This is a genomic window from Mucilaginibacter sp. L196 (genome assembly GCF_009765905.1).
Classification (GTDB): domain Bacteria; phylum Bacteroidota; class Bacteroidia; order Sphingobacteriales; family Sphingobacteriaceae; genus Mucilaginibacter.
On sequence record NZ_LMUO01000009.1, the window covers coordinates 58,206 to 70,841 of the forward strand.

Consider the following 12,636-nt stretch of genomic DNA (forward strand, 5'->3'; position numbering starts at 1 on the left):
CCCCGGCTCTGCAGATGTAAACCATGTCATTGCGAGGTACGAGGCAATCGCACGAAAGCAAGGCGAACTATGCAAGGTTCGCGATTGCTTCGTACCTCGCAATGACATGGTTTTTATCATTTTAAACAAACTTTGTAAATTTTATAATTAAGTTTACTTTTAGCAAAATGGATGTAGCCTATTATTTAAGCGAACTGTTAATGCAAAATGGCGAGGTAAATGTACCCGGCCTTGGTTATTTTGTGCAGTTAAAAGTTGATGGCTATTATGATAACACGCAAAATAAATTCTATCCGCCCACTAGTAAAATACAATTCGACCAGCAATACGATGATGATAGGGTGCTGTTGCAATATATAGCCGATAAAAAGAGAATTTCGCTGGCATCATCAAAATACTTCACCGCTAAATTTATTGATAATTTAAGGCAGGAGGCCATGGTTAAGGAAGTACCTCTGGCTGATTTAGGTACGCTCCATTTTGAGGATACCAGGTTGCATTTTAAACCTGCCGAAGTTTTACCCATTGATCCCGCATATTATGGCTATCAACCGGTTGAAATCAGCAAATTGGACGGTACCTCATTCCATGAACAACTGGAAAAAGAAATGCCACGCCCTGAACCGATTGTTTCAATAGGCACACCTCCTGTACAGGAGCAAACCATAGAGCCATCGGTTTCGCAGGAAGAAGAGTTTATATTTAGTGGCAGAGGATATTCAGACGAAGAAGTAGAAGAAAAAAACAATAACTGGATATGGATAACCATAACGGCAGTTGTTCTATTAGGAATAATCGGTGTATTTTCATTGTATAAATTTAACCCGGCTGTATATAACAGGCTAATTGGAATCCAACAACCTGCACCAATCATATTAAAAACACCGGTAAAACACGACACCACAAAAACAATAACCCCGGTTATTAAAGCGGATTCGACTGCTAGCAGTACAAAAAAAGTAATAGCTGATACTACGGCAAAACCGATGAACGTTAATACAGCAGCTCCGGTTATTACAGCAGCGCCAATTGATACTTTTTCCAGAGTTAGGTATGAATTATTAGGCGGTGCGTTCCAAACCATTGCAGAAGCCAACAGAACGATTAGAAATTATAAAAGACTTGGTTTTGAAGCCAGGATAGTTAAAAATGCCCCCGGTAGATTATTCAAAGTAACATTAGGTACGTATTTTACAACTGATGATGCAATAAATGCTATGCATGCCATACAAAAGACCGGAAAAATTAGTGAGATAAGCATACAACCCTATAATCCCAAAAAATGAGTTTATTACTACAGGTAACAGATACCGCGCACAAGATAGCAGACACAGTAAAGAATCTTTCACAAACCGGCGGGGCCACAACGGGTGATACCCTTCGTTTCGGCGATTTATTGGTTAAGGGTGGCGTCATCATGATACCGATTGGTCTTTTGGCCATTTTAGGTTTGGTTATATTTTTTGAACGATATTTCACCATCCGCAAAGCTTCAAAAAGTGATGCTAACCTGTTAATGCAGGTACGTTCGAGCATACTTACCGGTAATTTACAATCAGCTGTTGCTATCTGCAAAAACAGTAACTCGCCGCTTGGCCGTATGTTGCAAAAGGGTTTGTTAAGGATAGGCCGGCCGATAAAAGATATTGAAGGCGCTATTGAAAATATAGGCAAACTGGAAGTTGCCAAGCTTGATAAGAATATCGGTATCCTGGGTATTATTGCAGGTATTGCCCCAATGTTCGGCTTTTTGGGTACTATTTATGGTGTAATTAAAATATTTTATGACATCGCGCAATCAGGTAATCTGAGTATTGGTGTTATATCCGGTGGTTTGTATGTGAAGATGGTAACAGCTGCCGCAGGTTTGTTTGTGGGGATGGTTGCCTATATATTCTACCACATTTTAAATATGATGGTTGATAAGGTAATATTAAAATTAGAGACTGACGCCATTGAATTTATTGACCTGTTAGAGGAGCCAAGCAAATGAATTTAAGTAACAGGAAAAAAAGGATTGCTGCCGAAGTACAAACCTCAGCGATGAACGATATTATGTTCTTCCTGCTGTTGTTTTTCCTTATCGCGTCAACAATAACCAATCCTAACGTTATTAAATTAACGCTGCCAAAATCGTCAACAAGCCAGTCGGAATCTAAAAAGACCATTAATGTGTCTATTACCGGCGATCTGAAATACTATGTTGACAAAAAGCAAGTAAGCGTTGATGACCTGCAATCCGCAATATCAGCATTTAAAACACCTGATGCTGATTTAACCATTGTGTTATACGTTGATAAAACAGTAGCCATACAAAACGCGGTGCAGGTAATGGACGTGGCACAAAAAATGAATATAAAACTGGTACTGGCAACAGAACCGAAATAGAGTTTAGTATCAAGTAATTAGTATCAAGTAGCAAGACAAAAGGCTACTGTACTAGCTACTTGATACTAGCTACTTGATACCAACATGGAGTACAGAGAAGAAAATAACTATCCCAAAGCATTTTTAGCAACAGGCATTATCCTGGCGGCACTAATGGCTATGTGTTATTTTATGGTATTCACCCCGCCGCCAAAGCCCGATGAAGGCACAGGCGGCATCCTGGTTAACTATGGTACAACAGATGCCGGTATGGGAGACGATTACATGAGTGTAGATCAACCCTCGGTAGCCGAAAAGGCCAATCATACCCTGCCAACCAAAGCAACCCCTGCGCCACCTACCGAGCAAAAAACACAGGTTGATAACAGCGACAAAAAGATAGTCACCCAAAATAACGAGGATGCCCCCGCGGTAACTACAAATAGTAAAAAGCCTAGCAATACCGTAGCAACGCAGGCAACTAAAACAGTAGCCAAACCTGTGGTTAACCAAAACGCGCTTTACAAAGGTAAAACCAACAACGGTACCGGCTCTGGCGATGGTACTACCAATACTCCCGGTAACCAGGGTAAGCCTACAGGCAGCACGCTAACCAACAACTACAATGGCACAGGATCAGGCAATGGTGGTAACCTTAGCCTTGGACAACGTAGCTTTGTTACCCGCCCGGTAGTTACTGATGAAAAGCGGAGAACCGGAAAGATTGTTATTGATATACATGTAGATAAAAACGGTAACGTTATTTATGCTGAATCTGGCCGCGGTACTACCATGACAGATTATGACCTGATACAAAAGTGCGAGAACGCTGTTAGAAGCGCCAAAATTAACGCAGTTGAAACCGCGCCTGATACCCAGCAAGGCACTGTAGTATTTGTGTTCAAAGTGAACTAGATTAATCCTCCAGTCATTGTTTCGTTCCTCACAGCAATGAGAAAAGTGTTTTTCACCTCTTTCCGCCGCAGGCGAAGAGAGGTCGGCCAGCGAAGCGTAGTCGGGTGAGTCAATCGCCGCCAAACCTCTTGATTCTCCTTCCAAATTGTCATTTCAAACGTAGAGAGAAATCTTCTACGACTTTCATCTCCACCATGTCCTCACAATGACAATCTTTTTGATCGTCTATTTTTTCTCAAAAAACGCTAACTTTAATTATGGAACAATATAATGTGGATGTACACGACTATATCCAAAAAGCCGCGCCATTTGCAAAACCCATACTTAATCACATTCGCGAGGTGGTGCACTCGTCTTCGCCATTAATTACAGAAACTATAAAATGGGGCATGCCCTTTTTTGAATATAAAGGATCAATTTGCCAGATGGCCGCTTTTAAACAGCATTGCGCATTTGGTTTTTGGAAAGCATCATTACTGGACGACCCACAAGGCTTGTTAAAAATAGGGGAGGCCGCTGCAGGTAGCTTCGGACGGATAAATACAATTGACGATCTTCCCTCTGATGAAACCATCATCCATTTTGTATTGCAGGCAATACAAAACAACGAATCAGGAAAGAAAGCTCCGGTTGTTAAAAAAGCAACTGTCGAAAAGAAAGAACTTGTTGTTCCTGATTATTTTGAAGCATTACTGAATGAGCATCCTAAAGCCAAAGAAACGTTTGAAAAATTCAGCTATTCGCATAAAAAAGAATATCTGGAATGGATAATTGAAGCCAAAACTGATGCTACCCGACAAAAACGATTAGATACTACCATTGATTGGTTAATCGAAGGTAAATCACGAATGTGGAAGTATAAATAGCTCGGAAACTAAGAATGATAAACCTATCGTCATTGCGAGGTACGAAGCAATCTCTATACTTTACAGAGTCGCTTTGCAGGTTCATACCTTTCTAATCGCCTTGCCTACGTAGAGATTGCTTCGTTCCTCGCAATGACGCTCTATTTCTATATCGCCACAAAAAAATAATTCTAAAATCAAACATACCGCATACCAAATACTCTTATTTTTGCACGCGATATGCTAAAACTTATCCTCCGTTTTCTTAAGCTTTTCGTTATTTTTTACTTCGGTATCACTATTTTTTGGGTGCTATTATACCGCTTTGTTAACCCTCCGGTTACTTTATTGATGATTGAGCGTGGTTTTGAGCGCAAATCAGACGGTAAAGATTGGAAAATAGACAAAAAATGGGTGAATTTCGATGATATTTCCGACCCAATGAAACGTGCCGCCGTTGCTGCCGAAGACCAGCGTTTCCTGGATCACTTTGGGTTCGATTTTAAGGCGATGGAGAAAGCTATCGATAAAAATAGCCACAGCCACAAATTGATTGGTGGGAGTACCATATCGCAACAAACAGCAAAAAATGTTTTCCTGTGGCCGGGCAGATCGTATATCCGTAAAGGCTTCGAGGCCTATTTTACTATTTTGGAGGAACTGTTCTGGAGCAAAAAACGCATTATGGAGGTTTACCTGAACGAGATAGAAATGGGTGATGGCGTATACGGTGTAGAGGCGGCCGCGCAAACCTACTACCATAAAGATGCTAAGGATTTAGATAAGCACGAGGCCGCGGCAATTGCCTCCATATTCCCCGACCCGTTAAAATGGTCGCCGACAAACCCGAGCAGTTATGTACATCACAGGCAATATTTAATCTTGAAAAATATGCGCAGGCTAGGCCCGCTGGATTTTTAACTATAGAATTCTACAGCTTCCAATATCACTTCACAGGCTTTCCTGATCTCGTCATGCGTAATGATCAAAGGTGGCGCAATGCGCATGGCATTGCTGCAATGTAAAAACCAGTCTACAATTACACCGTTCTCGATACAACGGTCAATTATTTTTTTGTTTAGATCGAAGTTTTCCAATTCAGCGGCCAGCATCAACCCTTTGCCGCGAATTTGTTTGATAGATGGATGAACTAATAACGACCTGATAAGCGCTTCTTTTTCCGCCACCTGATCGCAAAGTTTTTCATCTAACAAAACCTCCAGCGCAGCTAAGCCTGCCGCGCAGCATACCGGGTGCCCGCCAAAGGTAGTTATATGCCCCAGGATCGGATTTTCCTTTAATGCCGACATAATTGTATGCGATGCCGCGAAAGCGCCCACAGGCATGCCGCCGCCAAGCGCCTTGGCAAGTAATAATATATCAGGCACTATGCCAAAATGCTCAAAGCCAAATAACTTGCCTGTACGGCCAAAAGCGGCTTGTATCTCATCTAATATTAATAAAGTACCTGTTTCGGTACATTTAGCACGAAGGGCTTGGATATAGGCAATATCAGGCACACGTATACCTGCTTCGCCCTGTACCGTTTCTATAATAACGCAGGCAGTTTCTTCGGTGATCTGACTCAGATCGTCAGTATTGTTAAACCGGATGAAGTTAACGCCCGGTAATAAGGGGCGATAAGCTTGTTTATATTCCTCGTTACCCATAACGCTTAAAGCGCCATGCGTACTGCCATGATAGGAGTTATGACAAGCGATGATTTGCTGCCTGCCTGTATAGCGTTTAGCCAATTTTAAAGCCCCTTCAACAGCCTCAGTGCCCGAGTTGGTAAAGTATACAGATTGCAGATTTTTTGGGAAGATGGATATTAGCTTTTCAGCAAATTTAACCTGCGGGGTTTGCACATACTCGCCATAAACCATCAGGTGCATGTATTTATCAACCTGTTGTTTTATCGCCGCTATAACTTTAGGATTGCTGTGCCCCAGGTTGCTTACGCCAATACCCGAAATAAGGTCGATATAGGCCTTTCCCTCGCTATTGTACAAGTAGATACCTTCCGCTCGTTCAAATTCAAGCAGGAGCGGAAAATCAGTAGTTTGGGCATTGTTGGCTAAAAAAAGTTGGCGTAATGTTGGCATGGCACAAAAGTAAGCCAAAATCCTAAGAAGCTGTCTAAAAACGATTCCATGTTGTTTATATAAACACAAAAATACCATGTCATTGCGAGGAGGAACGACGAAGCAAACTCGTATCATGCAGTTGAACGCGACGAGTTTGCTTCGCTACACAGGCTCTTCATGGGCCCGCTCGCAATGACATGGCGGAGATGCGATCGCTTCGTCCTTAGAACAATGACAATGGTTTTATCATTTTAAACAGCTGCTAATAGCGTATTAACGTTAAAATAAGAGGGCCTATTGAGGAGGGCCGGGACGATTATTACGCTCTGATAATTGCCTTACCAGCTCGTCATTAAACTCGCGCTCGCTTTTGTATAGCTCGCTAACTTTATCAGGTGTGAGCACTTTAAGAAAAGCGTTATTGAATTTTATTTTGATCTGAACGATCTCGTTCTCGTACATCAATTCTTTATTCACCTGCTCCTGGCCATCAGCAGCATTTAAATTATTTTGCCTTTTTAATTTTCTGACATTAAAAAGTTCCTGCTGATATTCCTGATATAAGGGAAAAAATTTAGAAGCTTGATCAGATGGTAAATTTAGCCTTGTACGTAAATAATTTACTTTAACATTCTCTACCCGTCGTTCCGGGTTTTGGTTATTGGGTGGCCTATTATAATAGGAGGGTCTTGGAGGCCCCATCCTATACGGCCCCCTCTGTCCAAACGCATTACCAACGCATAGTACGAAGAAAAGAAAAAATATATGCTTTGCTAATTTAGTCATTATTAGTTGTTGGTATCATCATCAGCGTTACCCTGTAATGCGTTGGTTAAACTGTTAGTGTTAACCGGTGTATTTTCATCAATAACGGTATGTTGTGTATCATTCGCGTCAACATCATCCTGCAAATAACTTTGAATATCGCTTGTTGAAACGGTAGACAATTGCTTATGTAAAAACGAATTGTTATGATCATTCGTAGGCGTTGAAAACCGGGTTAGTAACAAGCCGGTGCCTACAAACACTGCAAAACAAGCTGCAGCCGCGTATTTGAATGTATTGGTAGCATACATTCTTCTAACTATTCCTTTGCGCTTAACTATCTCCTGGTTAACCGTTTTGTTTAATATAGCATTGTTAAGCTTATCAAAATAATCGGCAGGTACGCTAAAGGTTTCCTCGCCAACGGTTTCTTCAATCAGGACGCGTGCGTTTATTTGTTGCTCAAAGGTGTTAAAATAATCTTCGGGCACTGCATGGCCGTGGGCATCATTATTTACGTAAGCCTCAATATTTATCCTGCTTTGTATGTTACTGCTTAATTCGTCGAAGTAATCTTGAGGCACTGTAAATTCATTCTCCGACCTAAGCTCCTCCAAATTAATACGGCTTTGTATATTGCTGCTTAATTCATCAAAATAATTTTGAGGTACGGTAAAGTCCTCTTTGGATTTTAATTCCTCTAAATTGATGCGGCTTTGTATATTATTGCTTAACTCGTCAAAGTAATTTTCAGGCACAGTTAACCCCTTACCGGATTTTAGCTCATCCAGCTTAATTGCCGAGATGATCTGTTGTTCCGATTCATCAAAATAGCCTGGTGGCACAGTAAACGGGTTCAGGGGATTAACCAGTTTAAGTGACATGAATTCATCCAGCCATTCTCTATTTCCACTTTCGCTTTTCATATCGAGTGTTTGATGAAATTTAGATGAAAAGGTTTAATCACTTTTTTAAATTAATCTTTTGATAATAAAAACGCCTCTATTTTTTTCACCGCGAGGTGAAAGGATGCCTTTAACGCACCTACACTTGTTCCCACAACATCAGATATTTCCTCATACTTCATATCCTCATAATACTTCATATTAAATACCAGGCGTTGTTTATCGGGTAGGGTAAGTAGTGCTTCCTGTAATCTGCGTTGTGCCTTATCGCCATCAAAATAACTTGATGCCGCTAAAGTATCGCCAAGCGTAGAGTCCACATCATCCAGAGAAACATTATTTTTCGCTTTTTTCTTGTTCAGGAAAGTAATGCATTCATTAGTGGCGATGCGGTACATCCAGGTATACAATTGCGCATCAGCACGAAAAGTTGGCAGGTTTTTCCAAACCTTCACAAATACATCCTGTGCAATATCATCGGCATCATCATGATCTATCACCATACGGCGGATGTGCCAGTAAATCTTTTGCTGGTATTTCTTCAGCAGCAGGTTAAAAGCCTCGTTCCGGGTTTTCTCATCCTGAAACTTGCTTAAAATCTCCGCATCCTCAACAACCTGTACCGACATATATTTAATTTATGTATTAAAAAAAGTATCAAGCCATTTTATTTATAGAGGTCAGCCTGATACTCAAACTATTCGCACGAAAATAAGTATTATTTTATATTACACGAATATAGTGCATATTACTTTTGTGATTATATATAGTGGTGCGGTGAAAACACCGACCACAAGCTGAATGACAAGGGGAAAGAATAGCCCTGTCAGGCTTACGAAGTTTTAAAAACTAAGTCTTTAACCATTTTAATTTTCTCCCTCGATAATGACCTTACCGTTAGGTTTTATAAGTTTAATAATCATTGAGTTTTTTTCCTTGATCATAGAATCTCCTTTTTGAATCCTGTTGTGATCGAAATCCCAATTGGGATCACCTAAGTAATAGCTTGTATCAATGTAGACCGTAGCTTCACCTTTCACGTCATAAGAAACACTATCGACTTTGCCATTAAATTCATAGGATAAGCTCTCTTTCTTCTCTTTCTTAGTAAAATAAATCCCCATAATAGCCATAAAAGCCACCGCAATTATAAAAAAGCGGATAACAACTTTATAATACGTTTTACCCATATAGGGTCGTGTATAAAGCTTCATATATCTATACCAAATCCAGCACCTGCTGCGATGCATTCTTAGTATCTACCTTCTCAATAACCTGCTTTATAATACCATCAGCATCAATAATAAAGGTAGTACGGACGGTACCCATATATTTTTTGCCGTAATTGTTTTTCTCTGCCCAAACGCCATAAGCTTCGTTAATGCTTTTGTCCTCATCTGCAATAAGCGGGAAAGGCAGACTGTATTTGGTTTCAAACTTTTTGTGCGATTTGGAGTCATCGGTACTAACGCCGATCACCTCATATCCTTTACCAATTAACGACTGATAATTATCCCTGAAATCGCAAGCCTCGGCAGTACAACCCGGGGTGTCATCTTTTGGGTAGAAATATAATATCACGGTTTTGCCTTTAAAGTTTGCCAATGAAACTTCTTCGCCGTTTTGATCTTTCGAGGTGAAATCCGGGGCTTTGTCGCCTGCTTTAAGTGTTGCCATGGTTATTTGTAAAAATCTGCTTTAAATGTAGCTGTATTATCTTTCTGATCAGTAACATCTAACTTAAAAGTATGTTTGCCGTGTGCTATGGTATCATCAAAAGTATAACTTAATACCTTGGTTTTAAAATCCCAATGCATTAACACCCATTGCCCGTCGATATAGCCATAATAGTTTTTAACGCCCGATAGATTATCACCTATCTTAACAAAAATAGCGTGTTTAGCGGCCATATTAGCGCCATCGGTAATATTTATTGGATGGATGTATGGCGCTTCGGTATCTAACTTCACATAATAACTGCCAAAGCCTTTTGCTTTAGCTTTTACATAACCATCTTCATAATTACCTACGATACAGTCGCCATCCACATTTACAATAACGGCTTTATCGGCACGCCAGCCGGGTGCCGTGCTGTCGGGCTTTATCCAAAGGTCGTAAGTGTCATTTATCGGGTCGAAGCGGTCGCCTAACTGGTAGGTATCCGAATATGCGCCCGGCCTTTTAGGAAGATCGGTAAAGGTGAAATTCATGCTATCATACAAATTGCCCACCGGTATATTAATTTTAACCTTATCGTTGCTAAACTGATTGTCTTTGTCGTAAGGGAAAAATGTCCCCAGCATTTTAAATAACTCAACAGTATGTATGGTTTTGCTGTGCGATCTTACTTTTAGGTTGAGGGTTGATGTATTACCCGCTATATCCCTGACTACATATTGCACATCATGCAGTGAATCGTCGCTAAAAGTAACCACACCGCGGTTGATGGATTGCGGATAAAGTGTGATCTTGCTTCCCGGCAGCACAAAGCATTTTTGAATAAAACGGCCTGATTCTAAAAATTCAGGGTAATCAATCAACGCGTTTATGGCATGTGTTTGATCAAAAGCGAAACGTTCGACAGAGAAGGTAAATACCGTTTTGCCATCTACCTTAAGTTCGATGGAATAAACACCATTATGGTTAGCCGAAGTATTGTTCATGTCATAAGCCGTAATACCAAAACCAGTATTGCCGCTTACATCAATAACAGCCGGATTAGCCAAACGGTAATGCCCCGAAGCACCCACCACACCCAAAAGCTGGCGCTGAGTTTTTTCGTTAAATGGTCCATCGTTAAAACGATAAACACAGGCAGTGCCTAATACAGGCGGAATATCATCACGCACAGTTAAACCAAATAATTGCGGGTTAATAGTTTGCTCGGTTTGGGTATCACGTATTTCAAAATGCACATGTGGCCCGGCTACGGCACCAGTATGGCCAGATAAGGCGATCACCTGTCCTTTAGTCACAGGTACCTGCATGGGCAGCAGGTTAAAATCTACCAAATCGTTTTTTTGTTGAATTTGATAATCGTGCACCAGTTTAGCCAGTTCAGGGCTGAAACTTTGCAGGTGGCCGTACACGGTGGTAAAACCGTTGGGATGCGTAATATATACCGCATTACCAAAGCCACCAAACTGCACTTTTAAGCGCGATACAAATCCGTCGGCTGCCGCGTGTACAGGGTAGCCATCGCGCTGGTTGGTCCTGAAATCGAGCCCTGCATGGAAGTGGTTTGGCCTTAGCTCGCCGAATGAGCCAGCCGTACTCGGCGGCAAATCAAGCGGGTAACGAAAATAATCTTTTGGGTATTGGCGGGTTTGCACAATGTCCTGTGCAAAAGCAGTGAATCCAAAACTAATAACTAGTAGGGTACACGCCAGTAACTTTTTAAACATGCTTACTTAACATAAAAGTTAAGTAATTTATTGCCTGAAAGATAACCTTCCAGATGGTCGCCAACGCTAATCTTGCTTACACCTTCGGGCGTGCCGGTAAAAATCAGGTCGCCTTTTTTTAAGGTAATATATTGCGATACAAAGGCTATGATGCGCTCAAAAGAAAAGATCAGATCCTTAGTATTGCCAATTTGCCGGGTTTCGCCGTTTATATCCAGTTTGAAATCAATATTGTACAAATCTTCAAAATCTGCTTTGGGTATAAATGTGCTGACAGGAGCAGAGCCATCGAATGACTTGGCCAGTTCCCAGGGCAGCCCTTTTTCTTTATGCTTATTTTGGATGTCGCGTGCGGTAAAATCAATACCGAGGCCGATCTCATCAAAATAATTTCCGGCAAATTTCTCGCTGATATGTTTGCCTTCTTTACAAACTTTCAATACCAGTTCTATCTCGTGATGTACATCCTGCGAAAATTCAGGGTGGTAAAAAGGCTTGTTATCTTTTATAAGCGCGGTATCCGGTTTCATAAAAATAACTGGGATGGTAGGTACAGGGTTATTCAGTTCTTTTGCATGCTCCGCGTAATTGCGGCCAATAGCGATGATTTTCATGCCGTAAAGGTAATAAGCCACCTCTAAATCTCCCCCTGTAGGGGAGACTTTTTTAAAAATAGTTATGTTGGCAATTGACTAATCATTGACTATTAATATTGATTGATTTTTTGAGGTCCTCCCTACCGGGGAGGATTAGGTGGGGCTTATAAAATAGATATACGCTTAATAACCGACTCGGTACCGGCTACTATCTTAACAAAATAAAAGCCGCGGCTCAATTTGTTGCTGATGGAGTACGAAAACTTTTGTTCGCCAAGATCAACCCTTTGCTGAAACACATTAAGCAGATCGTTACCCAAAACATCCATTATTTTAATGCTTACGTTGGTGTTTCTGGATACTACGTATTTTAAATTGATCTGGTCGGTAGCAGGGTTTGGGTATACTTCTACGTCGCTTAATAGCTTATCATCCTGATGATTAACTGTGAATTTAACATAGGAAGTAACGCCGGGCTTAACAGGAGGCAATGAGAATGGCAACCCATTTTTAAGGTATGATTGCTTAGCTTTGACTTTTTTACTGTGCAGATAAATGGTATCTTTAATAACTGGCCTACCATAAGCCAGGGCGAAATTCATGAACACCGCCATTGCGATGCATATTTTCCATGAATAGTATTTAGTATAAATTCGCCTCATCCTTTATTATTATTGCTGCAAAAGTATAAATAAAGCGCGCATGATTTTATAAACAAATGCGCAAAATTTCTTTTTTAACAAAATTTAACA

General features: G+C 40.8%; 15 protein-coding genes. 6 read left to right on the forward strand and 9 right to left on the reverse strand.

The genetic code is table 11. The annotated features are described in order from the left end of the window. The first annotated feature begins 167 nt into the window (after positions 1-167). From GSQ74_RS03740 to mtgA, 6 genes are all read left to right on the forward strand, one after another. Entirely contained in the window at positions 168-1,286 is a 1,119-nt protein-coding gene (locus GSQ74_RS03740) for a hypothetical protein (protein WP_158990208.1), read from the forward strand. Then, positions 1,283-1,993 (forward strand): MotA/TolQ/ExbB proton channel family protein, encoded by a 711-nt coding sequence (locus GSQ74_RS03745; protein ID WP_158990210.1) that lies wholly within the window; start codon positions 1,283-1,285, stop codon positions 1,991-1,993. Before GSQ74_RS03740 ends, GSQ74_RS03745 begins: the two co-directional genes overlap by 4 nt. Further along, positions 1,990-2,388: a biopolymer transporter ExbD gene (locus tag GSQ74_RS03750; protein ID WP_158990212.1), complete on the forward strand. Its 399-nt coding sequence runs from the start codon at positions 1,990-1,992 to the stop codon at positions 2,386-2,388. The genes GSQ74_RS03745 and GSQ74_RS03750 overlap by 4 nt, the downstream gene beginning before the upstream one ends. Positions 2,389-2,472: 84 nt before the next feature. Beyond that, entirely contained in the window at positions 2,473-3,282 is an 810-nt protein-coding gene (locus tag GSQ74_RS03755) for an energy transducer TonB (protein WP_158990213.1), read from the forward strand. A gap of 257 nt (positions 3,283-3,539) precedes the next feature. Beyond that, complete coding sequence (locus tag GSQ74_RS03760) at positions 3,540-4,148, forward strand: YdeI family protein (RefSeq protein ID WP_158990215.1); 609 nt, start codon at positions 3,540-3,542, stop codon at positions 4,146-4,148. Between the two features lie 219 nt (positions 4,149-4,367). Next, entirely contained in the window at positions 4,368-5,048 is a 681-nt protein-coding gene (gene mtgA, locus GSQ74_RS03765; RefSeq protein WP_158990217.1) for a monofunctional biosynthetic peptidoglycan transglycosylase, read from the forward strand. Here mtgA and GSQ74_RS03770 read toward each other — a convergent pair. The 9 genes from GSQ74_RS03770 to GSQ74_RS03810 all read right to left on the reverse strand — a co-directional run bounded on the left by GSQ74_RS03770 (position 5,045) and on the right by GSQ74_RS03810 (position 12,546). Next, positions 5,045-6,232: an aspartate aminotransferase family protein gene (locus GSQ74_RS03770; RefSeq protein WP_158990219.1), complete on the reverse strand. Its 1,188-nt coding sequence runs from the start codon at positions 6,230-6,232 to the stop codon at positions 5,045-5,047. The genes mtgA and GSQ74_RS03770 overlap by 4 nt on opposite strands. A 276-nt stretch (positions 6,233-6,508) precedes the next feature. Then, positions 6,509-7,000: a hypothetical protein gene (locus tag GSQ74_RS03775; RefSeq protein WP_158990221.1), complete on the reverse strand. Its 492-nt coding sequence runs from the start codon at positions 6,998-7,000 to the stop codon at positions 6,509-6,511. Positions 7,001-7,002: 2 nt separating this feature from the next. Further along, positions 7,003-7,905 carry a hypothetical protein gene (locus tag GSQ74_RS03780; protein WP_158990223.1) on the reverse strand — a complete coding sequence of 301 codons (903 nt, stop codon included), beginning with the start codon at positions 7,903-7,905 and terminating at the stop codon, positions 7,003-7,005. Between the two features lie 50 nt (positions 7,906-7,955). Continuing rightward, a complete protein-coding gene (locus GSQ74_RS03785; RefSeq protein ID WP_158990225.1) occupies positions 7,956-8,513 on the reverse strand; it encodes an RNA polymerase sigma factor in 558 nt (185 codons plus the stop codon). Between the two features lie 237 nt (positions 8,514-8,750). Then, positions 8,751-9,074: a hypothetical protein gene (locus tag GSQ74_RS03790; protein ID WP_158990227.1), complete on the reverse strand. Its 324-nt coding sequence runs from the start codon at positions 9,072-9,074 to the stop codon at positions 8,751-8,753. A 28-nt stretch (positions 9,075-9,102) separates the two neighbouring features. Then, positions 9,103-9,561 carry a thioredoxin-dependent thiol peroxidase gene (gene bcp, locus GSQ74_RS03795; protein WP_158990229.1) on the reverse strand — a complete coding sequence of 153 codons (459 nt, stop codon included), beginning with the start codon at positions 9,559-9,561 and terminating at the stop codon, positions 9,103-9,105. A gap of 2 nt (positions 9,562-9,563) precedes the next feature. Continuing rightward, a complete protein-coding gene (locus GSQ74_RS03800) occupies positions 9,564-11,288 on the reverse strand; it encodes a M23 family metallopeptidase (protein WP_158990231.1) in 1,725 nt (574 codons plus the stop codon). A gap of 2 nt (positions 11,289-11,290) precedes the next feature. Next, positions 11,291-11,902 (reverse strand): fumarylacetoacetate hydrolase family protein, encoded by a 612-nt coding sequence (locus GSQ74_RS03805; RefSeq protein WP_158990233.1) that lies wholly within the window; start codon positions 11,900-11,902, stop codon positions 11,291-11,293. A 146-nt stretch (positions 11,903-12,048) separates the two neighbouring features. Then, positions 12,049-12,546, reverse strand: a complete 498-nt coding sequence (locus GSQ74_RS03810; protein WP_158990235.1) for a T9SS type A sorting domain-containing protein — start codon at positions 12,544-12,546, stop codon at positions 12,049-12,051. Positions 12,547-12,636: the final 90 nt, after the last annotated feature.